This is a genomic window from Nocardioides mesophilus (assembly GCF_014395785.1).
GTDB classification, from domain to species: Bacteria; Actinomycetota; Actinomycetes; order Propionibacteriales; family Nocardioidaceae; genus Nocardioides_B; species Nocardioides_B mesophilus.
In genome coordinates, this window is record NZ_CP060713.1 from 2,200,899 (window position 1) to 2,227,391 (window position 26,493).

27 protein-coding genes and 1 pseudogene are annotated in these 26,493 nt (G+C 66.3%); 13 read left to right on the forward strand and 15 right to left on the reverse strand.

The genetic code is table 11. The features are described from left to right. Positions 1-611: 611 nt before the first annotated feature. The 4 genes from H9L09_RS10550 to H9L09_RS10565 all read left to right on the forward strand — a co-directional run bounded on the left by H9L09_RS10550 (position 612) and on the right by H9L09_RS10565 (position 4,862). A complete protein-coding gene (locus H9L09_RS10550; RefSeq protein ID WP_187580531.1) occupies positions 612-1,949 on the forward strand; it encodes an IS110 family RNA-guided transposase in 1,338 nt (445 codons plus the stop codon). A gap of 343 nt (positions 1,950-2,292) precedes the next feature. Beyond that, entirely contained in the window at positions 2,293-2,703 is a 411-nt protein-coding gene (locus tag H9L09_RS10555; protein ID WP_187580532.1) for an ester cyclase, read from the forward strand. A 48-nt stretch (positions 2,704-2,751) separates the two neighbouring features. Then, on the forward strand, positions 2,752-3,318 hold the full coding sequence (locus H9L09_RS10560; RefSeq protein WP_246456502.1) for an alpha/beta hydrolase: 567 nt from the start codon (positions 2,752-2,754) through the stop codon (positions 3,316-3,318). A gap of 443 nt (positions 3,319-3,761) precedes the next feature. Then, complete coding sequence (locus H9L09_RS10565; protein ID WP_187580533.1) at positions 3,762-4,862, forward strand: CHAT domain-containing protein; 1,101 nt, start codon at positions 3,762-3,764, stop codon at positions 4,860-4,862. Between the two features lie 344 nt (positions 4,863-5,206). Here the strand turns inward: H9L09_RS10565 and H9L09_RS10570 are convergent, their stop codons facing one another. Beyond that, a complete protein-coding gene (locus tag H9L09_RS10570; protein ID WP_343065220.1) occupies positions 5,207-5,929 on the reverse strand; it encodes a HEPN domain-containing protein in 723 nt (240 codons plus the stop codon). A gap of 70 nt (positions 5,930-5,999) precedes the next feature. Next, on the reverse strand, positions 6,000-6,524 hold the full coding sequence (locus H9L09_RS10575) for a hypothetical protein (RefSeq protein WP_187580535.1): 525 nt from the start codon (positions 6,522-6,524) through the stop codon (positions 6,000-6,002). A gap of 809 nt (positions 6,525-7,333) precedes the next feature. Between H9L09_RS10575 and H9L09_RS10580 the strand changes: the two genes are divergently transcribed. After that, the gene (locus H9L09_RS10580) at positions 7,334-8,644 is read left to right on the forward strand and encodes an AAA family ATPase (RefSeq protein ID WP_187580536.1); all 1,311 of its coding nucleotides are present in this window, start codon (positions 7,334-7,336) and stop codon (positions 8,642-8,644) included. 1,250 nt (positions 8,645-9,894) lie between these two features. After that, on the forward strand, positions 9,895-10,866 hold the full coding sequence (locus H9L09_RS10585) for an NsdA family TPR-like regulatory protein (RefSeq protein WP_187580537.1): 972 nt from the start codon (positions 9,895-9,897) through the stop codon (positions 10,864-10,866). Between the two features lie 65 nt (positions 10,867-10,931). On the opposite strand, the gene H9L09_RS10590 is transcribed toward H9L09_RS10585, so the two are convergent. After that, positions 10,932-11,498, reverse strand: coding sequence for an NUDIX hydrolase (locus H9L09_RS10590; protein ID WP_187580538.1), 567 nt, complete (start codon positions 11,496-11,498; stop codon positions 10,932-10,934). Positions 11,499-11,619: 121 nt separating this feature from the next. Here H9L09_RS10590 and H9L09_RS10595 point away from each other — a divergent pair, with 121 nt between their 5' ends. Then, positions 11,620-11,949, forward strand: coding sequence for a hypothetical protein (locus tag H9L09_RS10595; protein ID WP_187580539.1), 330 nt, complete (start codon positions 11,620-11,622; stop codon positions 11,947-11,949). Positions 11,950-12,035: 86 nt separating this feature from the next. Further along, positions 12,036-12,311 (forward strand): hypothetical protein, encoded by a 276-nt coding sequence (locus tag H9L09_RS10600; protein WP_187580540.1) that lies wholly within the window; start codon positions 12,036-12,038, stop codon positions 12,309-12,311. 139 nt (positions 12,312-12,450) lie between these two features. Here H9L09_RS10600 and H9L09_RS21600 read toward each other — a convergent pair whose 3' ends face one another. The 8 genes from H9L09_RS21600 to H9L09_RS10640 form a co-directional block, all read right to left on the reverse strand. Next, complete coding sequence (locus tag H9L09_RS21600; protein ID WP_223164291.1) at positions 12,451-13,344, reverse strand: ATP-binding cassette domain-containing protein; 894 nt, start codon at positions 13,342-13,344, stop codon at positions 12,451-12,453. Then, positions 13,341-13,595, reverse strand: coding sequence for a helix-turn-helix domain-containing protein (locus tag H9L09_RS10610; RefSeq protein WP_187580541.1), 255 nt, complete (start codon positions 13,593-13,595; stop codon positions 13,341-13,343). The genes H9L09_RS21600 and H9L09_RS10610 overlap by 4 nt, the downstream gene beginning before the upstream one ends. After that, entirely contained in the window at positions 13,596-14,102 is a 507-nt protein-coding gene (locus H9L09_RS10615) for a DUF2975 domain-containing protein (RefSeq protein ID WP_187580542.1), read from the reverse strand. A gap of 205 nt (positions 14,103-14,307) precedes the next feature. Further along, positions 14,308-14,514, reverse strand: coding sequence for a hypothetical protein (locus tag H9L09_RS10620; RefSeq protein WP_187580543.1), 207 nt, complete (start codon positions 14,512-14,514; stop codon positions 14,308-14,310). Between the two features lie 426 nt (positions 14,515-14,940). Beyond that, positions 14,941-15,333, reverse strand: coding sequence for a helix-turn-helix domain-containing protein (locus tag H9L09_RS10625; RefSeq protein WP_187580544.1), 393 nt, complete (start codon positions 15,331-15,333; stop codon positions 14,941-14,943). Positions 15,334-15,678: 345 nt separating this feature from the next. Next, positions 15,679-16,056, reverse strand: coding sequence for a helix-turn-helix domain-containing protein (locus H9L09_RS10630; protein WP_187580545.1), 378 nt, complete (start codon positions 16,054-16,056; stop codon positions 15,679-15,681). 208 nt (positions 16,057-16,264) lie between these two features. Then, positions 16,265-16,477, reverse strand: coding sequence for an ATP-binding protein (locus H9L09_RS10635; protein WP_187580546.1), 213 nt, complete (start codon positions 16,475-16,477; stop codon positions 16,265-16,267). Between the two features lie 485 nt (positions 16,478-16,962). Beyond that, positions 16,963-17,529, reverse strand: coding sequence for a DinB family protein (locus tag H9L09_RS10640; protein WP_223164292.1), 567 nt, complete (start codon positions 17,527-17,529; stop codon positions 16,963-16,965). A 259-nt stretch (positions 17,530-17,788) separates the two neighbouring features. On the opposite strand from H9L09_RS10640, the gene H9L09_RS10645 reads away from it, so the two are divergent. Further along, on the forward strand, positions 17,789-18,184 hold the full coding sequence (locus tag H9L09_RS10645) for a DUF6281 family protein (RefSeq protein ID WP_187580547.1): 396 nt from the start codon (positions 17,789-17,791) through the stop codon (positions 18,182-18,184). Between the two features lie 207 nt (positions 18,185-18,391). After that, positions 18,392-19,675: an IS110 family RNA-guided transposase gene (locus H9L09_RS10650; RefSeq protein ID WP_187580548.1), complete on the forward strand. Its 1,284-nt coding sequence runs from the start codon at positions 18,392-18,394 to the stop codon at positions 19,673-19,675. A 244-nt stretch (positions 19,676-19,919) separates the two neighbouring features. Here the strand turns inward: H9L09_RS10650 and H9L09_RS10655 are convergent, their stop codons facing one another. Continuing rightward, positions 19,920-20,285 carry a hypothetical protein gene (locus H9L09_RS10655; RefSeq protein ID WP_187580549.1) on the reverse strand — a complete coding sequence of 122 codons (366 nt, stop codon included), beginning with the start codon at positions 20,283-20,285 and terminating at the stop codon, positions 19,920-19,922. 330 nt (positions 20,286-20,615) lie between these two features. Here H9L09_RS10655 and H9L09_RS10660 point away from each other — a divergent pair, with 330 nt between their 5' ends. Next, entirely contained in the window at positions 20,616-21,794 is a 1,179-nt protein-coding gene (locus tag H9L09_RS10660; protein WP_223164293.1) for an IS110 family RNA-guided transposase, read from the forward strand. Positions 21,795-22,016: 222 nt separating this feature from the next. Further along, entirely contained in the window at positions 22,017-23,264 is a 1,248-nt protein-coding gene (locus H9L09_RS10665) for an IS256 family transposase (protein ID WP_187580550.1), read from the forward strand. A gap of 205 nt (positions 23,265-23,469) precedes the next feature. Here the strand turns inward: H9L09_RS10665 and H9L09_RS10670 are convergent, their stop codons facing one another. Next, positions 23,470-24,708: an MFS transporter gene (locus tag H9L09_RS10670; RefSeq protein WP_187580551.1), complete on the reverse strand. Its 1,239-nt coding sequence runs from the start codon at positions 24,706-24,708 to the stop codon at positions 23,470-23,472. Positions 24,709-24,766: 58 nt separating this feature from the next. On the opposite strand from H9L09_RS10670, the gene H9L09_RS10675 reads away from it, so the two are divergent. Further along, entirely contained in the window at positions 24,767-25,723 is a 957-nt protein-coding gene (locus tag H9L09_RS10675) for an ArsR/SmtB family transcription factor (protein WP_187580552.1), read from the forward strand. 86 nt (positions 25,724-25,809) lie between these two features. Here H9L09_RS10675 and H9L09_RS10680 read toward each other — a convergent pair whose 3' ends face one another. Both H9L09_RS10680 and H9L09_RS22785 read right to left on the reverse strand, forming a co-directional pair. Continuing rightward, positions 25,810-26,040, reverse strand: a complete 231-nt coding sequence (locus H9L09_RS10680) for a hypothetical protein (RefSeq protein ID WP_187580553.1) — start codon at positions 26,038-26,040, stop codon at positions 25,810-25,812. A 33-nt stretch (positions 26,041-26,073) separates the two neighbouring features. Then, positions 26,074-26,480 (reverse strand): annotated as a pseudogene (locus tag H9L09_RS22785) (class I SAM-dependent DNA methyltransferase); the annotation flags it as partial. Positions 26,481-26,493 lie beyond the last annotated feature (13 nt).

The window sequence follows — 26,493 nt, forward strand, 5'->3', positions numbered from 1 at the left end:
TCTTCTCGACATACGCGCGGTCGTTGGTGTCCTTTGTACGAGCACCTTGAGCTCTGTCGGGCCGACGATGGCCTGACGACTGCACTTGAAGCCTGTTTCGGTCAATGCCCTCTCGGCGCTTGGGCTGCCGTGACCTACGCCGATGTGAAGCCATTCCATGTCCATGCGGCGCACCCTACTGGTAGGGACCGACACCTGGCCGAGTCCTGTCCAGGCCCCGTCGGAGCCAAGGAGCCCGCTGTCCTACTCCCAGCCTTTGCAGGGCCGAGCGTGCTGACGTGCCAGAGGACTGACCGACACCCCACCATCGAAATAAGCGGATGTTCCGAGGTGCACCGACAGGCGGCGGAATGCAGCGGCCGCGAGCCGGCAGGCTACTCGCGGCTACTTGAGACTTCTCCTACGGCTGCGGCCCGGCCAGGCTGTTGTCGAGGTGCTCGGCGGGACGCTCTCTATCGCGGCTGCCCAGCCTTTGGTTGTGGCTCTTTTTCGGAATGCGTTTCCGTCGGGCACCGATGGTGAGGTCGTGGCCCAAGAGGGGATTGCCCGGCTCAAAGTAGCTCTGCCCGCCCTCGCCGACAGGTGACGCTCGAGGGCAAGGAGGCAGCAGCATGAGTGACGTGATCGTGGGGGTGGATCCCCACAAGAAGTCGGTGACCATCGAGGCCATCGACGGCCAGGGCAAGAAGTTGGCCACCGGGAGGTTCGGCACCGGGACCCGGGACTACAAGGCGATGCTCGGGTACGTGCGCCGGCAGTGGCCGCACCACCGGTGGGCCATCGAGGGCGCCCACGGCGTGGGCCGCCCGCTGGCACAACGGCTGCTCGCCGACGGCGAGAGCGTGGTCGACGTCCCCGCCAAGCTCGCCGCGCGGGTGCGGGTGTTCGACACCGGCAACGCGCGCAAGACCGACACCACCGATGCGCACGCGATCGCGGCCGTAGCACTGCGCACCCCGGACCTGCAGGTACTCAGCTTCGACGAGGAACTGGTCGCGCTGCGGTTGCTGGCCGACCGTCGTGATGAGTTGTCGGCGCGCCGGGTGCAGACCGTGAACAGGCTGCACAGACTGCTCACCGAGCTGATCCCCGGGGGCGCCGGCAAAGACCTCACCGCGACCAAGGCGAAGCGGCTGCTGGCCACGGTGAAGCCCAGATCCGTGCTGGGCAAGACGACCAGGCGGATGGCCGCCGACGAGATCGTCGACCTGGTAGCCACCGACGCCAGGCTGAAGTCCCTGACCAAGGAGCTCAAGACCGCGGTCCAGGCACGGGGTTCGCACCTGATGGACCTGCCCGGGATCGGCCCCGCCGGCGCCGCCCGCATCCTGGCAGATGTCGGTGACGTCGCCCGGTTCCCCGACCGCAACCACTTCGCCTCCTGGACCGGCACCGCGCCGCTGGACGCCACCTCCGGTGAGCAGATCCGGCACCGGCTTTCCCGGGCCGGGAACCGACGGCTGAACCATGTCCTGCACATGGCCGCCATCGCCCAAATCCGGCTCGACACCGAAGGACGGACCTACTACCGACGCAAGCTGGGCGAGGCCAAGACCCGCAAGGAGGCCCGACGCTGCCTGAAGCGACGCCTGTCCGACATGGTCTACCGCCAGCTCGTCGCCGACGCCCAGCTCACCGAGCACGCCGCCGCGGACACCGATGAGCACGACACTGAGACGGGTCCGGGAGGGCACTCGGGGGCGTCACTCACATCCAGCGCGGCCGACCTGCACACCCCGGTCATCGGCTCTTCGGATCAGCCACAACCCGGACCCGCAGTGCCGACGCTACCCGTGCCATCGCCTCGTGCGAAGACCCGCGCGGGCTCGGCTACCCAGCCCCAGCGTCGACGCGCAGGAGCCGTCAAGATGGAGCGCCCCACCGGACGAACGATCTTGACGGCGACAAGCGCCGACGCACACTCACAGGCGCCGAGACCCCGCTCTTGACACAGAGGGGAACCGGAATGCAGCGGCCGCGAGCCGGCAGGTTACTCGCGGCGGGATGACTCACCCCCGGATGCCGCTTGAGCGGTTTGCCTCAGCGCGGCACGAGCGGACGGTGCCGATAGGTCTGGGCCGCATATTTATGCTGGTTCCGGGTACACGACTGAACAGCGGCGCTCATGCACTTGAGGCATGGCTGGACGCGGCGCCCATTCCTCGCGACCAGGAGAACGGGCCTCTAGCCCGTCGCTCAAGGGCTCGTGACAAGGCGGGCTGCGCGACCACTACCCGGTCCGACCCACGGACTGCATCCGCACCACTCAGCCCCCTATGAAGGAGGGACTCGATGTTCGACAAGAAGACAAACATCGCAGCGCAGGAGGCCTTCGGTGAGGCCATCAACACCGGCCACGTGGACGCTTTCGACGACCTAGTCGACCCGAACAGCGTCGACCACGACCCGGCACCGGGCCAACAGCCCGGACCGGAGGGCTACAAGAAGTTCTTCACCGAGATGCGGACCGCGTTTCCCGATCTCCACGTCGATGTCGAAACCCTGGTCGCCGACGATGACCAGGTCGCCTTCGCCTACACCCTCACCGGCACCCACCAGGGCCCGTTCCAAGGACATGAGGCCACCGGCAAGTCCGTCCAGGTCCGCGGCATGCAGATCAGCAGGTTCGCCGAGGGCAAGCTGACAGAGCGCTGGGGTAGCACCGACGAGGTCGGCATCCTCACCCAGCTCGGGCTCAACTAGGTGACGTTGAACCACGTCCGACGAGGAAGCGGCAGCCCGCTGTTGCTCGTGCATGGACTGGGCGCCGGGTGGCAGTCCTGGTCCCCGATACTCGGGGAACTCGCCGAGCGCCGCGAGGTGATCGCCGTCGACTTACCGGGGTTCGGCGACACGCCGCCGCTGATCGGCGAGGTCACGATTGCCACCCTGACCGACTCCGTCGCGAACTTCATTCGCGACGAAGGCCTGGACGGGGTCTCGACCGTCGGCCAGTCGATGGGCGGTCGAATAGTGCTTGAGCTCGCACGGCGGGGAGTCGGCGGCGACACGGTGGCGTTGGACCCGGGCGGCTTCTGGAGCGACCGTGAGCTCGCCGTCTTCGGCGCCACGCTCCGGCCGTCGCTCGCCCTGGTCCGAGCGCTTCGAGGAATGCTGCCCTCGCTGCTCAGCAACCCGGTGGGACGGACTCTGCTGCTGGCGCAGTTGTCCGCGCGCCCATGGGCACTCTCGCGCGAGACCGTGCTTCCGGACGTCCGCGGGCTGGCCGATTCCCCATCGAGTGGCGCTGCCCTGGACGCGCTGACCAAGGGGCCAAGCAACAGGGAGCCCCGGCTGGCACAGTCCCCGGCCATGTGACGATCGGCTGGGGTCGCCGTGACCTGGTCACCGTGCCGCGACAGGCCGCACGTGCCACGGAGCTGTACCCCGACGCGGTCCTGCACTGGTTCGAGCGGTGCGGTCACTTCCCACAGTGGGACGCACCGCACGAAGCGACCCAACTGATCCTCAACAGCACCGATTGAGGTTTGTTGCCCGCCCGTTCGCGTACATCACTATCGCCAAGCCGGCACAACTGAGACTTGCGCTCATCGGCAGCTCCAAGCGTCCGACAGGCGGCGGAAAGACTCACCTCGGACAGCGCGCGACGCACGGCCATGTCCGGATGGTCGCGGACCTGCGGAACGTATCCGTCGGCAGGTGCGCTTCTTCCGCGCCCGCGAGGTTCCAACAGGCGCCCGGTCCCGGGTGTCGGTGTTGCCACGCATACTAAGAAGCCTTCGACCAGTGGGGAGGATCTCATGGCCCGTAGTGACACGCTTCGCAGCGATATCGCGCGTCTGCAGGACAAGAAGGCGAGACACGCGAAGACGATTGCCGACCAGGAGAAGGTAGCGGCAGCAGCGCGCGAAGCCGCTCGGAAGAAGCGTGAGCAGGCCGCAAAGACGAAGAGCCCCAGTTCCGCACGGACATACCTTGCCGCCGCGGAGCGCGAGGAAAAGAAGGCTGCCGCCGCCGAGGACAAGATCGCGAAGGCCCGTAAGGATCAAGCCGCTGTGGACAAGGCGATCGCAACGAAGACCACTTCCCTGAAGACAGCTGAGGCGTCGGAGGCACGGACAGCAGAAGCCGCACGGAAGCGCGCCGACGCCCGACGGCGCAGCGACGAACTCTCGCACGCGCGGAGCATTGCGCAGGCCAGCACGCCAACTGCGGAGATCAGGTACGTGCATGTGCGCCCGCCCGAGCCTGAGAAGCTGCGAGTCCTCTACTTGACCGCGAACCCGCAGGCCATCGAAGAGACGGTGACCGACCCCGACGGCACTGTGCACGAATACGGGACCTGGCTCCGCGTGGACCAGGAAGTCCGACAGGTGAAGCAGAGCATCAGGGGATCCAGGTACCGAGATCTGGTAATGATCGAACACGCTCCCGCAGCGAGGGTGGCCGATCTCATCGACGGCCTCAACGACCACAGGCCCCACATCGTGCACTTCTCCGGCCACGCAAACAGTTTCGAACTACTCATGGAGAACGAGGCCGGCGACGAGGACGGAGACGACGTGGAGTTCGCCCTGCTGGCTCGAATCCTCGCGGCTACTGACGAGGCTCCGCGACTCGTGGTCTTGAACGCCTGCGAGAGCCTCGACGGTGCCGACGACCTGCTCCGGACAGCCCCGGTGGTAATTGGGATGTCCGACAGCATTGGCGATACGGCCGCCATCGTCTTCGCGGCGACTTTCTACTCCGCGATCGCCTCAGCTCAGTCGGTTCAGTCAGCGGTTGAACAGGGGCGTGTGAAGATGGCTGCCGCGTCTCTTGGGGACTCCGAGCTTCCCGTGATCCGCTGCCGGGACGACGTTGACCCGACAAAGGTCGTGCTCGTCACTCCGCCGTTCTGACGGTACTTGTACAGCCAACTTCGGTTCGATGACCTTGCCCATTGCGAATCCTGACCGCGCGGCGCAACCTCGTGATGCCGATCAAGTTCTCACCGATGAGGCCTGCCCCGCACCGAACGTCGTAGACCCGGGGCATGGGGTGACGACAGCCGCGGCGCGCGACTGCACGGACGCGCGCTCACAAGCAGTTGAGTGCGTTTCGAGGGACACCGGCAGGCGGCGGAACGACGCAGGCACGCACAGCGCCGTCCCGGGTCGCTGAGTCGAACTAAGGTCGTCGCCGTCGCGCCCCTCGTGACCTCGAGGCGTCGTACGAGGGGGTCGGTCGAATATCATCGTTCAGTTCAGTCATCGGCGATGCCGCGCTTCATCCGCCACATACCGCTCTCAATAGTTGAATCGGGGACGCCGATGCGGCGCGCCAACCAGACTCGAAACACGAGTCGGTTCTTGATCAGCATCGTATGGAGTTCAGCCGCCGTGGGATCACGTCTGTCTGCGTGCTTCACGTCGTTGTAGATCTCGGTTGACTCCGTTGCCCACTCGATGCCGTTGAATGGGAGCACGTCGGCGACCTCGGACACGATATCCCGGAGATGAGCATGGTGACCGCGCCGCCCGCCTCCGCCTCGAAGAAGGTCGATCGTGTGGCCGATCTCCTCGAGCCCGATACCGGCGTCAGAAATCATTCCGTCCAAGGACGTTCCGCTGTTTCGGATCGAGAAGGTCATTGCGTGAATGCCGCGACTAAACCGATCCCTGAGCCGCAAGCGCCGCCGCACGCCGAGAGCTTCGATGTCCTTGTAGGTAAAGAGGAACTCGACCCTGCCATCGTCCTTGGGCATTGGGAGCGAGTAGGTCTTCACAGGTGCCCACCGGTCCCCGACCTTCTCGCCGGATAGCACTCGCTCGGGATCTCGGCGATGCATGACTTTGGCCTGTTGGAAACCGAGCGCCTTCCACGCGCTGATCTCCAGCAGTTGATGTATCGCGCGGTGGCGCTCGAGGTGGTTGGCCCACGGTCGCCCACGCTGCACGGTGGTTCTGATCGACCCAACCTCTTCCAAATGCGTCAGTCCGGGTTCGCCCGGCAGCCGCCAGTCCGCGCCCGCAACGACTGAGAGGTTGAGTCCGGCATCAAGCCGTTTTTCTCCGTGGCGGAGAGATCGTCAGGGAGAACTCCTGCGTCGACCGTGGTCGATTGTGCAGATCATTCCTGATTGATCGATGGCCGAACCACCTATCGAGTCCTTCGACGCGGGTGGTCAGCCCGTTGACCGTTGAGTAGTCCACGCCCGGTTCTCCCGCAAACACCGCGTAGTCGATGCCGATTCGGCACTGATTGAAGATCGTGGGGCCGCCAGCAATCGGCTCGACAGTGCGAGATCGGATGCCGTTGAGTGACACGAACCCTCGCGCGTCCATGAACCAGAACTGCCGTGGCAGTTCGTAGTCGAATCGGTTCATCTCAGGATCGTCGCCCCAGCGCACCATCGAGCCGATGTATCGACGGTTCGAGGTCTCGTCCGACGAGTCGTAAGGGATGACGAGTTCGATCTGAGCCTTGAGGTCGCAGAGCATCGCGGGATAGGGAGTGGTGACCTTCGCGTCCCATGCCCAGCCGACGCGACTATCAGCTGCGTCCAGCCGATTTCCCGGCATCGATCCTCCTGACGTCCTCGACCCTTCCCTCGGTGTTTCTACACGGCAGTTCCGACGTCCTCGAACGAATTCGCCAAAGAGCTTCTGGGTTGCTAGCACGAGAGGTACGTCGCGAGCTTGTAAGGCGGCCTGCAAGCGGCGGAATGGGCTAGGTCCGTGATGCCATGCCCCAAGTCAAGTCAAGCCGAACGGGGCGGAGGCTGGTGGCCGCAAGCAATGTTCTTGCAGACTGTTGATCTCGAGAATTCGCTTGGTCGCGAACGCCGGGATGACGTTCGCCGGTCTCCATGGCACAACCCGGGTAGCCTCCGGCGAGACACTACGACTGGAGACTTGTGACAAACATGAGCATGAGGGCTGGCGGAGGGCCATACCGCCGAGAGACCCGCGCCACAGAATGGGCCGTTGAGAACTTCAAGGCACTGGAGCACGTCGACCTACCGTTGGCGGGGCTCGTGGTGCTCACGGGAGCAAACAGTTCCGGCAAATCCAGCTTGGTGCAGAGTCTGCTTCTGCTAGCCCAAAGCACTGACGACGAAATAATCCTCAACGGACCGCTCGTCCGACTCGGTGAACCCGCGGATGTGATCAGGTCCGGACATCAAGCAATGACCGTCGGCTGGACGACGTCGGTCAGAGATCGGCCCAATCGTGGGCAAGCAGACGTCCTTGACAGCGAGGGGACGACATCGCAACGTCGTTGCTACGATTTCTCTGTCTCTCTCCACGCTGACGGCCCTCAGCTGCGCGTAAGTGAGTTTTTTGCAGCTGTTGACGGCGAAGCGGCAGTTTCTGCCAGCACGTCTCGGGTGACGCGAGAGGTCGCAACGCAGGTCAATCCCGATGATGCATTTGGCGACGCGCTGCTACGGATCACCGAAATTGGTGGGCGGCCCGCGCCGCCTCGAACATACTTGACCTTCCGCGGCTTCTATCCCGAAGCGGTTCTCGTGCGCCGACGCGCCAGTGAAGTATTGGCGATGCTGCGCCGCGACTTCCGCCGATCTCAGCTTCGGAAGAATCCAGATCGTGCTTTTATGCTGATCGACGAACTGGGCCCCTGGGTTCGTAACCAGCAGGTAGTCGCGCGCGAGCGCAACATCGATCTGAGCCCTGGCCTCGCGGCATTTGCGGCAGCGGTCGGGAGACCGGGCGCTGGCGCATCTCCCGCAAAATTGGCCTACACCCTTGAGGACGCCGACCTCAACGCTGCATTTGAGGAGTTCACCCAAGCGCTTGGTGAGGAAGAGTGGGTGCCGGTCCCGATCTCCCGGTATCACTCAATGGCCTACCGGCCATACTCGCAACGAGCCTCGCTCGTAACTCACACACTCGACCTTGAACTGATGCGCGCCTTGACCGTGGGAGTTGATGCTCTCAGGTCTATCCGCGAGTCGGTCCGTTACCTGGGTCCTTTGCGAGAAGAACCCCAGGTAGTGTCCGCGACTGGTGGCCGTAACCGAACGGCAACGGCTGGCCCAAAGGGCGAATACACCGCGGATCTGCTAGCTCGAGAGAAGCGCACGTTCGTGGAATTTCGTGATTGGTCGAGGGTTCGGCGCAAGGAACTCCTGCCAGAGGCGGTCACGCTTTGGACCACCTACCTTGGCGTGGGCGAAGCCGTTGCCGTCGAAGATCAGGGCAAACTGGGTCGCGGGCTGCGCATTCTCGTTAATGGCGTGGAACGTGACCTGACCACTGTCGGTGTCGGTGCGAGCCAAGTACTACCAGTGCTAGCGGTCGTGCTTGCCGCGCCTCGAGGCTCCGTAGTGATGCTTGAGCAGCCGGAACTCCACCTGCACCCAGCTGTACAGAGCCGCCTTGCGGATTTTTTTGCCCAAGCGCGCCCAGACATCACCCTGATCATCGAGACGCATAGCGAATACCTGATCACTCGACTTCGACGCCGGGCGGCGGAGCGCGAGCTGAACCCAAGCAACGTCACGATCATGTTTGCCGAGCAACTAGCGGGTTCGACCAGTATGCGCCGTATCGCAATCGGAGCCACAGGCGACCTCTCGGCATGGCCCTCTGGCTTCTTCGACACGCAAGACGAAGAGGCCCGCGCGCTCGTACAGGCGGTTTCTCAGCGAATTGGCGAGACGCGGTCGGAACAGTGACACTTCTCCTCGACCCTCAGATGTTGGTACCGCCTGTCGACGCGACTGAGCTCTCGGAAGCAACCCACTTCTGGAACCGAATCATTAGGTGGGCCTCTGACACCCGAGCCAGGCTTGGCCCGGAGTCGCACACGCTCGTTTTCACGCACTACGCCAAATTTGGTTACCCAAACGATCGACTCGACATGCGGGTCCCGCACCTCTCGCGCGAATATCAGGCAGCACTTTCACGACTCCTGTCCCGGGTTTTGGTTTATGACGTCGACAGCGAAGACCGGACTTTCGCACCGACGTACCTCGGAGACGAGGACGCACATCTCGCCCTGCAATGGGACATCTCAGGCACCTCGTCAGCGGAAGATCCCGTCATAGGGATCGGTACCTCTCCAGAAAATTGGAGTGATGCAACCGCCTCGGTCGTCTCTATTGCTCCATCTCCGCCACAACAACTCGAACTGTGCTTTGACGCGGGTGCGACGCTTGCCGCCGAACAGGACGAAAGCGTTCGCAACTACTTCAAGGGCTTCCGCCTTCACCTAGTCGGCGGCCGTCCCGACGCGAACGTCTTAGCGACGATCGTGGAGACGACAGGGCTATCCGAGGGGGAGATCTCATGGATCCCGTGCGAGAAGGCCAAGCCACCGCGAAACCTTGACGAGCGGTGGGGCGGTCTGCGAGCCACCCAGGATATAACAATCTGCATAACGGGTCGCGTGGGTCATGCGACCTCGGGAAAGGCGAAGGTAGCTGCGACCAAGGCAGGGGTAACGCACCTGCAGGTCGAGTCGGCAAATGACGTATGTGGTGCTTTACGGCAACTGGCGGCCCGGTCTACCGAGCAAACGGACCCCTAAATGGCTGCCGAAAGGGTCCGCGACCTTCGATGGCACGCGGGTTCCTCGGCTGCCCGGCACAGCCATTGCACGAGGTCCTGCATGATCGAGGTCCCATTCCTAAGCCACCGCCTGCGTCAATCTGGGCGCTGTGACTGACTCGCTGTGCGACATGTATAGGCATCCCGGCGTCGCCACGCACCCGCTGTGAATCGCGACGGGCCGTTATCCACAGCTCGCGCCCTCGCCGTTGCGCCGCCCCGACGAGTCGGGGACCTTGATTCTTGGCTGCCGCCCCAATTATTGGCCGGAGCCCGTAAGACTCTTCGATCGACGCGAACGGGGTGTGTCATGGCGTCTCGGGTCAAGGCAGCTCGGCAGGAGCGCGGTTGGTCGCAGTCACGGCTGATCGCGGAGATGGAGATCGCGGCATCGCGGCAAGGGGTGACGCTGCCCTCGCGCGAGACCTTGAAGTCGCGAGTCTCTCGGTGGGAGAACAACCACGCCCGCCCCGATGACTTCTACCGCCAGCTGCTTCGCGAGGCGCTCGGTCTTGACGACCGTGAGCTCGGCTACGTTGTGGAATCGCCGCCTGACCCCGGGGTCACAGCGAGTGAGGAACTGGCCAGCCGCATCCAGCTCGCGACCGAGGCGGACGCCACGTTGCTGGGAGCCCTCGCGGCCCAGACGGAGTCGGTAAGGCTGCAGGATCGCCAGTACGGCGCCGGGGCGCTTCTCGAACAGATGCGCGGCCACGTCGACAACATCGAGACGCACCTCAGCCATGCAGTCTTCGAGTCCTCACGGCAGCCGCTGGCCCGGCATCTGGCCGATGCTGCCGCTCTCACGGGTTGGCAGGCGCTCGATCTCGGCGCGCTCGCCCAGGCGTGGCGTTACTTCGAGCTCGCCACGCGTGCGGCGCAGCAGGCCGGCGACCGGTCGCTCTACGCGTTCGCTCGGCTCGAGCAGGCGCAAGCGCTCGCCGATCTCGGGCGCCCGGTCGAGGCGGCCGCTCTTGCGCAGGAGGTGTGGGACCGGGCGCACAGTCGGGTCATGCCTATGGCGCGGTGCTGGATGGCGGCTGCCGCGGCGGAGATGCTCGCAAATGGATTCGATGGCCGGTCCGCCAGGTCGATGCTCATGCTGGCCGAGGCGGCGGCCGATTCGCTCGACGGGGAGCGTCCGCCGTACCTCGTTTTCAACGCCACTCATCTGGACCGCTGGATCGGGCATACGCTGGTGATCCTTGGCGACACGGCCGCCGAGCAGCGCCTGCGCCAAGCGGATCAGGGGATGGACGGCTCGTTTACGCGCGCTTCAGCGTCGCTCAAGCTCGACCTGGCGACGCGTTGCTGCGTAACGCTGAGCGGGAGGAGGCTCGCGCCCTGATTGCCGAGGGAGAGCAGCTCGCGCGGCGGGTGGGGTCACGCCGGCAGCTGCTGCGAGCGAGCCGGTTACGCGCCGGCGCGTGACGCCAGCAGGTGGAGTACGGCGACCAGGGTGGCGCCGTCACGGACCCGCCCGTCGTTGACCATCGCCAACAGGTCGCCAACCGGAACCCACGCCACGTCCTGAGCCTCGGTGATGTCTGTCGGTTCCCCGACGTGCTCGGCGCCGACGGCCAAGAAGACCTCGTGCGGGGTGTCCGCGATGCCGATCGCCGGTTGGAACTCCACCAGTCGGGTCATCTGGCCCGGGCTCCAGCCGGTCTCTTCGAGCACCTCACGGGCAGCTGTCCGGAGGGACTCCTCACCGGGCTCCACGATGCCAACCGGCACCTCCCAACCCCATGAGCCGTCGATGAAGCGATGCCGCTTGAGCATGAGCACCTGGTCGCGCTGCTCATTGACCACCACCGCGACCGCGACGCGCTGCATCCGAAGCACGTGGTGTTCGAACCGTTCTCCGTCTGGCGCCTCCACATCGGCGAGGCGTACGTCGACCCATCTGCTTCTGTAGATCGACCGTTCGCCGTGCACAAGCCACTCGGTGCTTGCGGAGACGCCTTCGGAGGAGACCATGTAGCCGACCGTACTAGTGCGCATCGACTGCGGGGAGCCCTCCACGTTGTGCTGCGGTGCGCTCCCCGGAGCCACCCGTGGGCCCCTTCTGCGCGTGCAGGTCACGCCCGACGCTGGCGTCATGACAACCACGAACCAACCGCCCCTGACTGACGAAGTCCAGTGCGCCCGCAGCATCCTGGCCGAGCTCGCCGAAGCCGGAACCACTCTGCTCACGAGGGAACGCCATCTCGATGTGCTCCTGGCCTTGGACAACCTTGAGCGAGCGTCACGCGGGGCCTGGCCTCCACCTCCAGCTCGTCGGGAGGTCAGCAGCGTCGACGACGCCCTGCGCGAAGCCAGGGCGTCACTCGAGGCGGTCCTCGGCGACCTCACCCGTCACGGCGTAGAGGCGCTGCCCCTCGCGTTTGCCATCGACCACGTGCGGCAGGCTCTGGGGCGGCGGTCGTGAGGTACGGCTTCCACCACATCCGATCGACGGATGCCCTCGCGTGGCTTCTGGTCCACGACGAGCCAGTCCCTCCCGAGGAGCACCCCGTGCTCCTCAGCTGTCGAGCAGCACTCCTGGCCGCCTATCGGGAGCGCTGCGAGCGGACCGTGCGCGGCGCGGACGTGCAGGTGGCGATGTTCAACAACCGGCGGCTTGGCCGCGACCTCGCCGTGCTCGCCCGCGGGGGAGCGACGGCGCTGGGCATCCTGCTCGACGAGTACCCGGCTTTTCCGGAGAAGGCCGCGCCCCGAGTTACGATCCTGAGTACTTACAGCACTCGCGCAGACCAGATCAACGAGGTCTTCCCAGGCACCATTGTTTGAGCCCGAATAGTAGTCAACGAACGCCCTTAGGACAAGGTAGAAGAGTCCGATCGTCATTGCCGCGAGCTTCATCGGGACCTCGGAGTTGAGCTGGAGCTCGAGGGCCGACCTCTCGGGGTCGGCGCTGATCCGGCGCAGTTCACGGATCCGGAGCAGCGTCGGATGCGAGGCGGTAGAGGAATCCGTAGACAGGATTGGTCTCCTTCGATGTCGCCACCAGTGCCTCGTGGTTGAGCGTGGTGTTGAAGAAGTACTTCACCATCGCTACCAAGCCGGGCAGTTCCTCGCCCGCCAAGCGCGGTGCGCGGGTCGGAGACCCCTCGACCTCCCGAGTTGTCGAGGTGGGAAACGTCGCTCTACACCGCCGCTTAGCCTCCACGAGGCGCGCTGCGCCGGGCTTCGTGTCTCCCGCGCGGATGGCGTCGAGCTCCTTATCGCGGACGGCGCTCGCGATATGGAGCAGGTACGCTCGCGCCAGCCTGGCTCGAGTCGCGTCTGTTGACGCGACTTCCTGCGGCCTCTTTCGGCCCCGCTTGTCTGGCTCGAAGTCAGTAGGCGCGAGCATCCACAGGGCGTGTCCGAGGGCTTCGACGATAGAGCGGATGACGACGTCAGGAGTGATGCCCAGCCGCTGGCGCATGCCGAGGGAGTAACCCTTGATGCGACGGCTAGCAGTCTTACCCAGTCCGACCTGCTCGATGACGGTTTCGACCTGACTCAACGGGATGCCGTTGCTGCGTGCGCCGATCCGCAGATGGGACCGGCCCGTGCGGCCCAGGTGCATGGCGCCGGCATCGAGCAACCCACCGACCTCTCGCAGGGGTGCGGGCAGGTCGGCGTACCGCCGCCCGTTGACGGTGGCCGTTCCTGACGCGGGGCGGTCCAGGCCCATGATCATGCGCATCGTCGTGGACTTGCCTGCGCCGTTGGGGCCGAGGAAACCGGTGACCAGGCCTGGTCCGACCGTGAAGGTGAGGTCGTCGACGGCGACGGTGTCGCCGTATCGCTTGGTCAAATCCTGGACGGCGATCATGACCGTGCCTCTCGATCGCTCGGGTGGGTCCGACCGGCGTCCGCGGCGTCCGGTTCCCAGCGTAGGAGGTCGCCCGGTTGGCAATCGAGCGCCTCGCACAGCGCCGCCAAGGTGGTGAACCGCACTGCCTTGGCACGGCCGTTCTTCAGTACGGCGATGTTCGCCGGCGTAATCCCGACCTGCTCCGCAAGGGTGCCAACCGCCATCTTGCGGCGGGCGAGCATGACGTCGATGTCGACGATGATCGGCATTCAGATCACCTCGTCGAGCTCGGATTGCAGGTGCTTGGCTTCGACGTCCCGGGCGACTGCCTGGGCCAACAGGGATCGCATCACGTAGACGACCAGGGCGACGCCAGCGGCCACGAGTGCGAACCCGCAGATCAGGCCGACCAGGCCGGGAGCGACCTCGTCTCCTGGCGTGGCGTGGTTGGCGAAGCGCGCGACCACGGCAATGGCGAAGATGAGTACTGATGAGGCGCCAATCGCGCCGATCACGATGTCGACGTAGCGGAACGCCTGGTGGGAGAAGACCGTGCCGCGCCCGACCATCGTCAAGAGCCGCCAGATGCACACCGCGACCACTTGCAGTGCCAGCACGCCGAGCACCCCAATGACGACCAGTGAGATCCCAATTCCAGTGGGCTCATCGTCGGTGTCGAGCCACAGCAGGGCCACCATTCCCGCCTGCACCACGAGGGACCCTGCCAGCGCGACAACAATCACCACACGCAGTGTCCGGATAGCCCAGCCGCTCATTTATCGACTCCTTTACATTGTCTATCAAGGGGAATCTATCGTTATTCAGCAGGTGGCGCAACCGGACCCGGCCCGCTGAGGCGACGGCTCCGGCGTCGCAAGGCGGCGAACCAGCAGTCCTCGACCCGGGCATCGACGGGTGACGCATTATTGGCGCCGCTTCAGTCATTGTCCGAGGAGAAGGCCACCTGGACCCGGTGGATCTTCATCGCCGAGCGCGCACCCGCAGCCGGTCGTAGGGGTACCAGCTGACTCGGTTCTCGCCCGGGCCGGTGGACCAGCGGACGAAGCCCTCCCACTGCTGCTCGGCCTGGCGTCGGTGCTCGAGCACCCCGGGCCACCAGGTGTCGTCGACGAGGACCTTGATGTCGACGTCAAGTCGCTCGGTGGGAAGCATGCGTCCGGTGGTCATCGCCGGAGGCTACGTCGCGCCGCCGACCCTGCCGGGCCGCCGTGACTAGGGATCATCCGTCTTCCGGTGCTCTGCTCAGGTGAACGAACAGTGCCCCGCCTTCCGTTGGGAGTGCCGGAAGGCGGGGCGGCCCGAGGACTGGTGGGAATCCGGGGAGGCGCCTTGCTCGATTCAGAGCGAGCTCACTCCAGGGGACTGCCCGAGGTGCGGGTCGAGTCCCGCGGGTTCTGGGCCGACGCCCTCCGGCCGGTTCGTCCACGACTCGCCGCAGCGGGTGCACTCCCATGGAGGCAGTGGGCCGCCTATCAGGGCGGGAAGTGGTTCGGGCAGCACCACACGCCAAACCGTGCCGCGGTGACCGCAGCTCTGCTCACACATGAATGCCCTAACGGAACAGAAGAACTGGATGGAAGACCGTATGCGGGGTCAGCGTCTCAGATATGTGCGTTCGTCGTCAGCGACTTGGGCGATTCCTCCGTTTTCAACGGCGTCGGGCAGGACGACCTCGGCCCGGAGCTCGTGCCACCTGAAGTGCCAGCGGCCGTCATGCCAGAGGGCAGGCAGGCTGCCCGCGTGCGCCCGCCGGCGGACCCAGCTGCAGCTGATGCCGAGGGCCTCGGCGGCCTCGGCGGCTGTGGCCCAGTACGGGTGGGGGCGGCCGAGCAGCATCCACTGCAGGGACACCTGCTCAACGTCGTCGCGGTCGAGATCGGCGTGCTTCGGGTCGTCTCCAGGCCGATCTGCACGCGGCAGGTAGTGGTGGAGTCTGCCCACCGGTACGCCGAGAATTTCGGCGGCCTCGGCGGTGGTGATCCGCATGGCGAGCACGGTAGCCGTTCGGCGGCCTTCGGCCACGGCGCTCTCTGCGCCGTCCCATCAGGTGACTAGCCCAACCGCGTCTGGGCTGTTGACCGAGTATCCGATGGACGCGTGGGGCAATCGTGAGGAACATCCCTGGTGGAACCACCCACCCGCGGGTCACGGGGGTGCTTCGGGTTCAAGGTGGCGGCACGGCGCCTCTGAGGTCACTCGGCCTCGGGGGTGCCGTGGGGGGACGGAACGCGGGGCGCCCCCGCCATCCGGTACGGGGGAGGACCAGACGACGGGGACGCGGACTGCGAGCCTACATTGCGTCTCGAAACGAACCGGGAGGGTCGAAGGTCCCTACTCGGTGCGGAGACGCACAGTAACTCGTTCCAGTGCTCGCGCTTCACGAGCGTTGGCGACGACCTCGAGCTGGGCCTGGCGGAAGAACCAGGTCCGGCCCCGCTGTCTCCCGGGGATCCGGCCGCGTTCGGCAAGCTGGCGGACGCGTGTCTTGGTGACGCCGAGCAGCGCCGCCGCCTCTGTGGTGCTGGCCCAGTAGGGGTGGGGCTGGCCGCGGCGGAGTCGACTGAGGGCGAGCTCTTCGACCTGGTCCCGGTCGAGGGCTGCGTTGGCGTAGGGGCGGTCCTTGCTGAGGCGTCCCTCGGCGACGTAGCGGTGCACTGTCCCTTCAGCGATGTCGAGGATCTCGGCGGCTTCGGCTGCGGTGAGGCCCATGGCGGTTAGCTAGATGGGGCCGGCCGGTCGCGACCACAGCTCGTTCGAGAACACCACCACCTCCGCAACCGGCTGGCTCCAGGTCGCCTGCACCGCAACCACCCTGCGCCACCTCCCACGCGGGGGAACCCACCGGCGGGCACAGCCACTCGCCGCCTGAGCGCCGCGCCGGCGTCCGCACGGAAGTCGGCAAATGCAGGCGTCCAGGTCAGTGACCTCGGGGCGTCGCCACTGGCAGGCGTTCAGGGGAGAGGCGCTTGTCGAACGATGCCCACACGGACTTCCCGCCGTCGGCAGTGGGCGTGCTGCCCCAGCGGTCGCTGAGTTCGGCGACGATGGCTAGGCCGCGACCACCCGTGTTGATCGGCTGTGCAACCAGAGCGATGGGGGCGACCGCTGATCCGTCCTGCACGACAAGCATCACCGACTCATTGTTCCCCTGCATGTCACGGAGAAGGTTGTCTGTGCGTGGAGTATCGCGTTGGTGGCGAGTTCACTGGTGACAACGCTCAGGTCTTCGACCAGGCCGGGGAACCCGTGCCTGGCGAGGTGAACCCGGACGAAGTCGCGGGCCAGACCTGCGCTCCCGGGGTCGCCGGGGTGGTGGCTTCGGTGCGACCACGGGGTGGTCTGATACACGGTTCCGTGTCTCCTACCCTCGCCGCCATTGCGGCGACAGCAAGATTCGGGGGTCCCGGCAATGGCCAAGTCGTGCTTGCGCACTACATCTCTATGGTGCCCGCGAAGGCGTCACCTAACCGGCCGGGCGGCCTTTTTCGTCCAGGCACGCCATCAGAGCCTTCCGATCGCCGGAGGGCGACAGGGTTTTCCGCTCATCGGCATGACCGCGCTTTCACTATCCGCGGCAGAGATCCGGATGTTGCTCGATGCCTCCGAGTTCGCGGTTCATGCCGGGGCGGGCGACTTGCGGTAAAGGTCGCGAAGCAGGCAGACCTCGGCCCCGTGGTGGAAGGCTTCGACGCTCATGTAGAGAACGACGCGTGCGACCGGGGCATGGGCGAACGCCGGCGGGCTGCGGTGGCCTTGCGGCTTGGCCAGCCCGGCGTCACCGAGCGATCGGACCCCGGCGGTGAAGTCGGCATACATCTCGTCGAGGCGCGCGAGAGCGGACGCGGCCGTGCCGGGGTAGTCGAAGGTCTCGGCGTCCACGCGCGGCCCGCCAAAGTAGACCCCGTTGGTGGAAGCGAAGCTCTCTATCAGGTGCCCAAGGCGCCACGCGATCGTGGTCACCGGCGTCGGCTCCGGGTCGGGCCCGTAGTCCCAGGTGAACTCGCCCGAGCCCCACGAGATCGGTGCTGTGCTCTCTCCGTGCCGGTGGACTGACCAGCAGCCGGGAACCGGTTCCCAGAAGTACTCCGCGTCGGTCAGCCCCTCGAGTCGTGGTCGCAATCGCTCCTGCCAGTGGGTCTCGATCTGGTCGAGTACCTCGGCGGTCCAGTCGATGGCGGCCATTGAAGGAGGCTATCCGAGCCGGTCCCCGGCTACGTTGACCACAGCCTTCCACCCGGCGGGGCCGCCCTGACCGTGATGCGGAACGACGCCGAGTTGCTCAACTCCAACGCGGGCGGAGCGCCGACCTTCCGCTCATCGTCAGGACGTCACCATCTGCGGCCGGATCCGTTTGGCCGCAGCGCACGCGACGCGGCTACGTACGTTCGGGAACCACAACGGTAAGCAGCCGTCGCAGTCACAAGAGAAGGAGACTGTGACCATGAAGGCTGCCGCAGTGACCGTTGCCGTGACGCTCAACTTCGCCTTGACCAGTTGCGCAGGGACGGGCGGTTCCCAGACCTCTAGTGACTGTTCGGCCCAGGTGAGAGCAGCCGGCATCGTCTACACCTCCCACGGCTACACCGAACGCAGCGCAACCAAGCGTTCGTCGGCAGAAGAGGCTGACTGTGAAGACATGGGTCCAGACGCAGCTGATTCGGTCTTCCCCGAGTCACCACGCCACGTCACGACGTGGACATTCGCGAACTACCCGCCGGCCAAGGTCCTGGGTGTCCGGTCGGGCAAGACGGACTCCTTCGTGGTCTTCGTCGCCGACTCCGTCCCCGATGAGGAAAGCGACCGGATCTACGAGGACCTCGCCAGCGAAGCGCGCTAGCTGGGGAGCAAGCTCATCGGCAAGTCCGCGCGGATCGCGGCATAGAAAGACGTTCTGCGCGCTGAGGTGTAGACGGAGGAACGTCCCCCTGCTGCGCTTGTCGGGCTTGGTGTCCCATCGCAGACAGGAGGACGTTCATGACCAACGGTAATGGCGTGTCACGGGGTGACCGGAAGGAACGCTCGGCTGGCGAGGCTGCGGGAGCTGGTGCCGGTAGACCACGCGATCGTCGCGATCGACCTGGCCGACAAGAAGCAGATGGTCGTGGTCACCGATCACGACTCCAAGGTGCTGGCCCGCAAGACGTTCCGCTGCCGGGCCTGGGATCTCGGGATCGCGTTGGACTGGGCCGCGCAGCGCGCGGCCGGCAAGGGCTGGGCCGGGGTGACGGTCTCGTGTGAGCCGACCGGACACCGGTGGCGGGTGCTCGGCCAACTCGCCGCCGATCGGTCTATGCCGTTCGTGTGCGTGCAGCCGATGGTCACCTCCTGGGCTCGCCGCGCCGAGGACCTGACGTTCGACAAGACCGACGACAAGGACGCGGTGCTGATCGCCCGGCTGACCGCACAGCTGCGCTGCTACATCCCCGAACCGGTCGACGAGACCTGGGGCCGGCTACGGCACCTGGGGGCCCGCCGGGAACGGCTGATCGTCGAGGCCGGTGCCCAGGTCCAGCAGATCCGCGACCTGCTCGAGTGCGTGTGGCCGGCCGCGCTGGAGACCGCCAACTGGCCGTTCCGGTCCAAGACCTGGGCGGCGGCGCTGTGGGTGATCCTGGACCGCGACGGCGGCGACTTCACCCGCACCCGCCGACTCGGCCTGATCCGGTTCGAGACCGCCGTGCGACGCGAGATCACCAACCGGGGCGGTCAGAGACCGTGCCTGCGGATCGTCCGCAAGCTGTTCACCGCACTGGCCGACCCGACCGGCGTGGTCGCCCACCGTCGCGGTGCATTGGAGCGGGTGCAGCTGCTGCTGGAGGACTGGGCCGACACCCAGCGCAAGCTCGTCGACACCGAGGCACGGATGACTGCGGTGCTCGACGAGCTCGAGCTCACCGAGCTGGTCACCAGCATCCATGGACTGTCACCGGTCGGCGCCGCGGCGATCCTCGCCGAGACCGGCGACCCGACCCGGTTCGCCACCGCCCGGGCATTGGTCAAGCACGCCGGCTTGGCACCCCGGGAGAAGCTGTCCGGCACCTTCACCGGCCGCACCAAGCTCACCGGGCAGGGCCGCCCCGGGCTACGGCTGGCCGCCTGGCGCGCGGTCTGGGGATCGCTGCAGACCAACACCGTCTACGCCGCCCGCTACCGCCACCTGACCACCCGGGAGGACAACCGGCTCACCCCGACCCAGGCGCAGACCGTGATCGCCGCCGCGATCCTGCGACACCTGCACGCGGTGATCACCGCCGGCCGAGCGTGGGACCCGGTCATCGCCACGAACGGCACCCGAGGCACGAATGAGACCACCACCCTGGCTGCCTGACCCACCCCAGCGTCGGCGGCATCCGCAAGCTGACGGTCGGGGCGAGCCCTACGCGGCATCGAGGACCACCGAGTACCTCGCCGGACATCATGGGCAGCCCGTCCGTCGTCTCCTCAACCCGATTACACGCTGTCGGGCACAGCCCGATTCACCGCTATGCAGGGACAGACGACGGACGCGGCACTGACCCGACGCTTGACGTAAACCGCCTTACGCTGATGTCAGGAAAGACTGGGGACGGGGACTACAAGTCTCCGGCGCAAGCCAGGATGGTGCCGTCAGCGTCCTTGACTTGCCGGTTCCGCAGCCCGCCGAACGTATCGACACGAGTCTCGCCGTGCAATGCGATGGCCGGGTGAGGGCCGGGTGCGGTGTCGAGATGGAGGGACACCACGATGGCCTGATCGTTCGGTGCGACTAAGGTCGTGACTTTGTCGCCTGCCCCGTACGTGTAGCGCAGCACAAGGGTGCCGTCCACATCCACGCTGCATGAGTCGAAGTGGTGGTTGCCCCTTGAATGGGCAGCCAAGTACCAGCCGGTCGCGTTGATTATGGTGCTCAACGCCAAACCGGTTACCGCCAGCGGCTTGGCGAGGCGAGTCAATCGCACCTGGGAGTCCCCCCTTCAACGGCAGTGAGGCCGTCACATGATTGTGACGCTCCGGACCCACCTTCGGTTTCGTTCGCCGCCACCTGTAGTTGCGCTGCTATCGGCTACTTGTTTCATTGCCTCAGGACCGTGGCCCGGCCAGGCTTCGGTCCAGACGTCCGGGCTGTCGCTCGCAAATCGGCTGCCCACGCACGTCGTGTGGCTCTCACATGGCCTGCGCAGTCCCGGGCGTCACCCCAGGGCGGGGAGAGGCTCAAGAGGGGTTTGCTCTGCTCGAAGTAGCGTTGCCCTCCCGGCTCGAACTCTCTGTTGGATCCATCGGAGGACTCGTTGAGCTCCACACCTGAGCGCGTGGTCATCGGTATGGACCCGCACAAGCGTTCCGCCACCATCGAGGTGATGACCGGCGACGAGACCATCGTCGGTGGTGGCCGGTTCGGCACCGACCGCGACGGCTACGCGGCAATGAAGAACTACGCCAAGCAGTGGCCGGACCGGGTCTGGGCGATCGAGGGCTGCCAGGGCATCGGCCGGCACATCGCCAACCGACTCCTCGCCGATGGTGAGGAGGTCGTCGACGTCCCCCCGAAACTGTCCGCGCGGGCTCGGGTGTTCGCCACCGGGCAGGGTCGTAAGACCGACGCCACCGACGCCCACTCCGTCGCCCTGGTCGGCACCCGGATGAGCGGGCTGCGTCCGGTGGTCAACGACGAGCAGCTCGCGCTGCTGCGGATCCTGGTCGACCGCCGCCGGTCCCTGGGTGAGGACCACACCCGGATGATCAGCCAGCTGCACCAGCTGCTGCTGGAGCTGATCCCGGGCGGCGCGAAGAAGTACCTGTCGGCCGCCCAGGCCAAGGTCCTGCTGGCCAAGGTCCGTCCCCGCGACGTCGCCGGTAAGGCACGACGGCGGGTCGCCGCGGAGCTGATCGCCGACCTCGAGCGCGTCTACCGACGCTCGAAAGAGGCCGACAAGGAGCTGAAGGAACTCGTCGCCGCGACCGGCACGACCCTGATGGACCTGCACGGCATCGGCCCGTCCGGAGCCGCCCGGCTGCTGGTCGAGGTCGCCGACATCACCCGCTTCCCCACCAAGGCGCACTTCGCGTCCTGGAACGGCACCGCACCCATCGACGCCTCCTCCGGCGACCAGGTCCGGCACCGGCTGTCGCGGGCAGGCAACCGGCAGATCAACCGAGTGCTGCACATCATGGCCACCGTCCAGCTGCGCACCCCCACTGAAGGTCGCGCCTACTTCGACCGCAAGAAGGCCTCGGGCAAGACCTCGATGGAAGCGATGCGCTGCCTGAAACGACGTCTGTCCGACCTCGTGTACCGGCGGATGGTCGACGACGCCATCGCCCGAGCAGCGACGGGCCCGGGAGGGCAACGGGGACACGACTCTGACTCCAGCGCGACCGGCTCACATCCCCACACCGGCTCTTCGGACAAGCCACTTCCCGGACCCGCCACCAGCCAGCCTAAGACACCACTTCGCAAGGCCGGTTGACACAGAGGGGAGCCATGACAGAGTTTCACTCTCCGCGGCAGATGAGGGCGTTCGTTAACGCGGGTTCCTTAGGCAACGACGCGCGTCTCCGGAGTTGAGTCCCCGATGGTGGTGTAGCGCGGTCGCCAGGATCGTCACCGGCGTGTACGGCAGACGAAGACGCGGCCACCGCGTGATCCTTCGAGTGAACCTCTCACAGCACTCTCGAATGGAGTCATCACGATGACCGCACCACACATTGTCGACCCTGCGCGCCTGCTCGGCGAAGCCCTTGCCGAGGCGAGTCCGGATCTGATGCGCGGGTTGTTGCAGACGATCATCAACGCCCTGCTGTCCGCGGACGCCGATGCCGTGGTCGGGGCCGAGTACGGGCGTCCCTCTCCGGGTCGGGTCGCGCAGCGCAACGGCTATAGGCATCGGGACCTGGACACCCGGGTCGGCACGATCGAGGTCGCGGTGCCGAAGCTGCGCAGGGGCACCTACTTTCCCGAGTGGCTGCTCGAGCGCCGCAAGCGTGCCGAGGCCGCGCTGATCACCGTGGTCGCGGACTGCTACCTCGCCGGCGTGTCCACCCGGCGGATGGACAAGCTGGTCAAGACCCTCGGCATCGACTCGCTGTCGAAGTCGCAGGTCTCGCGGATGGCCGCCGAGCTCGACGAGCACGTCGAGCAGTTCCGCCACCGGCCCCTCGACACCGCCGGACCGTTCACGTTCGTCGCTGCCGACGCGCTGACGATGAAGGTCCGCGAAGGCGGACGCGTGATCAACGCCGTGGTGCTCTTGGCGACCGGGGTCAACGGCGACGGGCACCGCGAGGTCCTCGGCATGCGGGTCGCGACCAGCGAGACCGGTGCAGCATGGAACGAGTTCTTCGCCGACCTGGTCGCCCGCGGCCTGGCCGGGGTCCGCCTGGTCACCAGCGACGCCCACGCCGGGCTCGTCGACGCCGTCGCGGCGAACCTGCCCGGCGCTGCCTGGCAACGCTGCCGGACCCACTACTCAGCGAACCTCATGAGCGTGACACCGAAGAGCATGTGGCCAGCGGTCAAGGCGATGCTGCACAGCGTCTACGACCAGCCCGACCGACCCGCGGTGCACGCCCAGTTCGACCGGCTGCTCGACTACGTCGACGGCAAACTGCCCGAGGTCCACAACCACCTCGACACCGCCCGCGCCGACATCCTGGCCTTCACCGAGTTCCCCAAAGACGTCTGGACCCAGATCTGGTCCAACAACCCCGCCGAACGACTCAACCGCGAGATCCGCGGCCGCACCGACGCCGTCGGCATCTTCCCCACCCGCGAAGCCATCGTCCGGCTCGTCGGCGCCGTCCTGGCCGAGCAGACCGACGAATGGGCCGAAGGACGCCGCTACCTCGGACTCGAAGTCCTCGCCCGCTGCCGCGTCACCATCGTCCCCGACAACGACACCGAGATCGGAGCTGATCAACTGCCCGCACTCACCGCCTGACCCGACAGAAGGAACGCAGCGCTACACCACTACCTGGGACTTGACCGTCTCCGGTGACGAGTCCCGGTTCCGATCTGAGTCTCGTCCATGCCCAACTCGCGGAGGGCAGGCGATGCTGATTCCGTCGGGGGCAACCACTGAAGCCGTACGTCGTACGGTCCTGGTCGCCATCAGGACCGATCCACTCGCCCTGTTCCCTGGTCGCTTACTGCGGCGGTGCGCTTCGCTGGACGGGCGAAGGCGGCCTGTTGAGGGGATCGCTGACTGGCGTCGGCCTGGAGCGGCGCAGGCCGGGGGTGAGCGTCGCGGTCACGATGAGGGACGCGACGGCGAGGATGCCCATGGCATAGGCGGTGCCGGTCACGCCGGCGTTGAAGACGTCGCTGAGCAGGCCACCGAGCCCTGCACCGACGCCCTGCATGACCATCATTCCGGTACCCCGCAGTCCGAGCACGTGCCCGCGTTGGTCCGGTGTGGTGTGCGCGAGCAGCCGTTCCTGAAGCGGCAGGCTGGCGCCGTATCCGATGGAGGCGAGGAACGCTGCAGCGATCGCGATGCCGAGTCCTGGCACCAGCCAGAACACCAGAAACGGCGCGGCGAGCAGCAGGCGCAGCGGCTCGATCAGCCTGTCGCGGCGCTGCTCGCTAAGGAACCGGCCGACAACGACGTCGCCCACCAGCATGCCCGCCGCCGCAGAGGCGAACAGGAAACCGGCGCGTTGCCCGGCGTAGGGCACGAACAGCGCCTCGCAGCCGACGATCAGTCCGTTGGGCACCCAGAGGCAGAGGTAGATCGGACGAAGCAGCCGCGACCCGAGTAGCTGCCGGTTCACCGTGCGGGTGCGCTTCACGACCGGGCCGGTTGCCCGGGCCGGTCGTTCGCGCAGACCGAGGCGCACCAACACCAGGGAGATCGCGCCGGTGCTGGCCGCGGCCAGGAACAGCTCGCTGGTCGAGAACACCAGCAGCAACAGCCCGGCGGTTCCATAGCCAACGATCTGCATGACGCCAACCGCAATGTTGAGGGTCGAGCGTCCGAGCACGAACCCCTCGGGGGGAAGGATCTCCGACATCACCGCGATCCCGCTGCCCGCTGTGGCTGACATTGCCAGGAAGGGCAGGGCGACCAGCACGAACCGCACCGCCAGCGGCAGGTCAGGCAACGCCTGTACGGCGTTCACCGCGGTCAGCAACGCCCCGATGAGGAGGATGGCGAACCGGGGCCGCAGCAGGTCGGAGGCGGACAGCAGCAGCGTCGAGCCCAGCAGCGTCACCAGCGGACCGCCGAACATGGCCAGTGCGGTCAACGCGGCGGAGTCGGTTGTCGTGAACGTGATCGTGCCCAGTGCCAGCGATGCCATCGACGAGGCGCCGACGTTGAGGCACGTGGAGATGAACAGGACCCGGAACTCACTGAACGCGAACAGTTCGGTGTAGGTGCGCACCAACGCAGCATGACCTGTGACGAGACGCTCGCGGTAATGTTTCGGTTGGAGGCGAAACATGGGCATGTGGAAGGTGCCGGCCGACCTGCTGGCCCGGGCCCGGTTCGCGATCTCGCCGATGGCCGATGTAGTCGAGGCGATCTTCGCGCTCGCATCTCCCGAGGAGGGCCGACAGCGTGCGTTCGTCGCTGCCCATCTGGACTCGTTCCGACAGATGCTGGCCGAGCACCCGGGCCGCGCTGCGCTGCTCGCCCATTCCCTCCGACGGGGATGGGTCGCCGACTTCCTGGGACTTCCACCCACCGACACGTCGATGGATTTCTATGACGAGCTCGCGCTGGTCGAGGCGCTCGGCGACGCCCGGATCCGAACGGACCTGCGTGAGGTTGCCACAGGCCCGCTCCCACGGATGCTCAACCGACCGGGTGTGACCACGTACGCCACTGAACTCCTCGATTGGGTCTGGACCCGCACGCTCTCCACAGACTGGCCGCGACGGGAACGGATTCTGCGAGCGGACATCGTCTCCCGCACCTCACGGTTGGCCTCCCACGGCTGGGCGGCGGTCCTCCACGACCTCGGCCGCGACCGGGAGTGGATCGGCAACGGCGAGCTGCGGATCAATCGCTACGGCCTACCCACGCGAATGCTCGACCCCGACTCGCAGCTCTTCTTCGTCCCGGTCAATGGCACCGGCTCCATGGTGGGCTGGGACATTCCTTACAGGTACGCCCTGTACTACCCGGTCGCCGGGGCACTCGCCTCACCGGACGCGACCGTCCACGACGGTCTGGCGTCCCTGGTGGGCAGGAACCGCGCCGCCCTACTCACCGCTCTCAGCGATCCGGCGAGCACCACCCAGCTGACGGTTGTCACCGGGCTCTCGCTTGGCACCGTGGGCGACCACCTCAAGGTGCTGCTCGGCGCGGGCCTTGTGCTGCGACGCAGATCCGGACGGGAAGTGCTCTATTGGCGCACCGCACTCGGCGACACCCTCGTGGCCGCGGCGACCTGAATCCCAACCACGTCGCTCATCGGGGCATGAACCGGCGATCGCTCTGCGGGGCAGATCCGTGCATTAGTGGTGACCGCGATTGGACGTCAGACTGGTTTGTGCGCGAGCCAGATGGCTCCGGAAGCCGGATAGTCCGGGCCGAGCGCGACGGTGGCGTCGACCACCAGTCCGGCATCGCGCAGAAGGTGCGCGTAGGTTTCGGGGCTGCGGCGAGCGAAGAGCACTCGCATGGGGAGACCGCCGTAGCCCTCGGTCTTGACGTACGTGCTGTCGCCGACGTGGCCGCCGAGCATGAGAGAACCGCTTGGGGCGATCACCCGAGCGACTTCTCGGATCGCGGCCCTAAGGTCCTCGTCCGGGACATGGTGCAGCACGTACCAGCAGAAGACGCCTGCGGTCGCACCGTCGGCAACGGGGATCTGTGTAAGCGACGCTGCGGCGAAGCCGAGTCTTGGGTTTTGGTGCGTGCCAGGCGGAGCATCGCGGTCGAGATGTCGATGCCCGAGACCGCCAGACCTCGTGACGCCAGGTCTCGGGTCAGCAAGCCAGGTCCGCACCCGATGTCGAGTACCGGCCCTCCGCCCGCCTCGGCGACTCTCTGTGCGAAGTGGTCGACGAGCCGCTTCTCGAGCGGAAGGGCCTCCAAACCGGCCCGCACGAGGTCGGCATACCGATCGGCGACCCGGTCATAGGAGTCGCCGGTCTCGGCGATCCAGGACCCGGGTTTCACAAGACCGCAGCCTAACTGCGAGCGCACGCTCTTCGGCCCG

Excerpts from the sequence above, each read along its gene's own strand:
- H9L09_RS10550 (WP_187580531.1), top strand. The coding sequence starts at position 612 with ATGAGTGACGTGATCGTGGGGGTGGATCCCCACAAGAAGTCGGTGACC.
- H9L09_RS10555 (WP_187580532.1), top strand. The coding sequence starts at position 2,293 with ATGTTCGACAAGAAGACAAACATCGCAGCGCAGGAGGCCTTCGGTGAG.
- H9L09_RS10565 (WP_187580533.1), top strand. The coding sequence starts at position 3,762 with ATGGCCCGTAGTGACACGCTTCGCAGCGATATCGCGCGTCTGCAGGAC.
- H9L09_RS10575 (WP_187580535.1), bottom strand. The coding sequence starts at position 6,524 with ATGCCGGGAAATCGGCTGGACGCAGCTGATAGTCGCGTCGGCTGGGCA.
- H9L09_RS10585 (WP_187580537.1), top strand. The coding sequence starts at position 9,895 with ATGGAGATCGCGGCATCGCGGCAAGGGGTGACGCTGCCCTCGCGCGAG.
- H9L09_RS10590 (WP_187580538.1), bottom strand. The coding sequence starts at position 11,498 with ATGGTCTCCTCCGAAGGCGTCTCCGCAAGCACCGAGTGGCTTGTGCAC.
- H9L09_RS10595 (WP_187580539.1), top strand. The coding sequence starts at position 11,620 with ATGACAACCACGAACCAACCGCCCCTGACTGACGAAGTCCAGTGCGCC.
- H9L09_RS21600 (WP_223164291.1), bottom strand. The coding sequence starts at position 13,344 with ATGATCGCCGTCCAGGATTTGACCAAGCGATACGGCGACACCGTCGCC.
- H9L09_RS10610 (WP_187580541.1), bottom strand. The coding sequence starts at position 13,595 with ATGCCGATCATCGTCGACATCGACGTCATGCTCGCCCGCCGCAAGATG.
- H9L09_RS10615 (WP_187580542.1), bottom strand. The coding sequence starts at position 14,102 with ATGAGCGGCTGGGCTATCCGGACACTGCGTGTGGTGATTGTTGTCGCG.
- H9L09_RS10620 (WP_187580543.1), bottom strand. The coding sequence starts at position 14,514 with ATGACCACCGGACGCATGCTTCCCACCGAGCGACTTGACGTCGACATC.
- H9L09_RS10625 (WP_187580544.1), bottom strand. The coding sequence starts at position 15,333 with ATGCGGATCACCACCGCCGAGGCCGCCGAAATTCTCGGCGTACCGGTG.
- H9L09_RS10630 (WP_187580545.1), bottom strand. The coding sequence starts at position 16,056 with ATGGGCCTCACCGCAGCCGAAGCCGCCGAGATCCTCGACATCGCTGAA.
- H9L09_RS10635 (WP_187580546.1), bottom strand. The coding sequence starts at position 16,477 with ATGCTTGTCGTGCAGGACGGATCAGCGGTCGCCCCCATCGCTCTGGTT.
- H9L09_RS10640 (WP_223164292.1), bottom strand. The coding sequence starts at position 17,529 with ATGGCCGCCATCGACTGGACCGCCGAGGTACTCGACCAGATCGAGACC.
- H9L09_RS10645 (WP_187580547.1), top strand. The coding sequence starts at position 17,789 with ATGAAGGCTGCCGCAGTGACCGTTGCCGTGACGCTCAACTTCGCCTTG.
- H9L09_RS10665 (WP_187580550.1), top strand. The coding sequence starts at position 22,017 with ATGACCGCACCACACATTGTCGACCCTGCGCGCCTGCTCGGCGAAGCC.
- H9L09_RS10675 (WP_187580552.1), top strand. The coding sequence starts at position 24,767 with ATGGGCATGTGGAAGGTGCCGGCCGACCTGCTGGCCCGGGCCCGGTTC.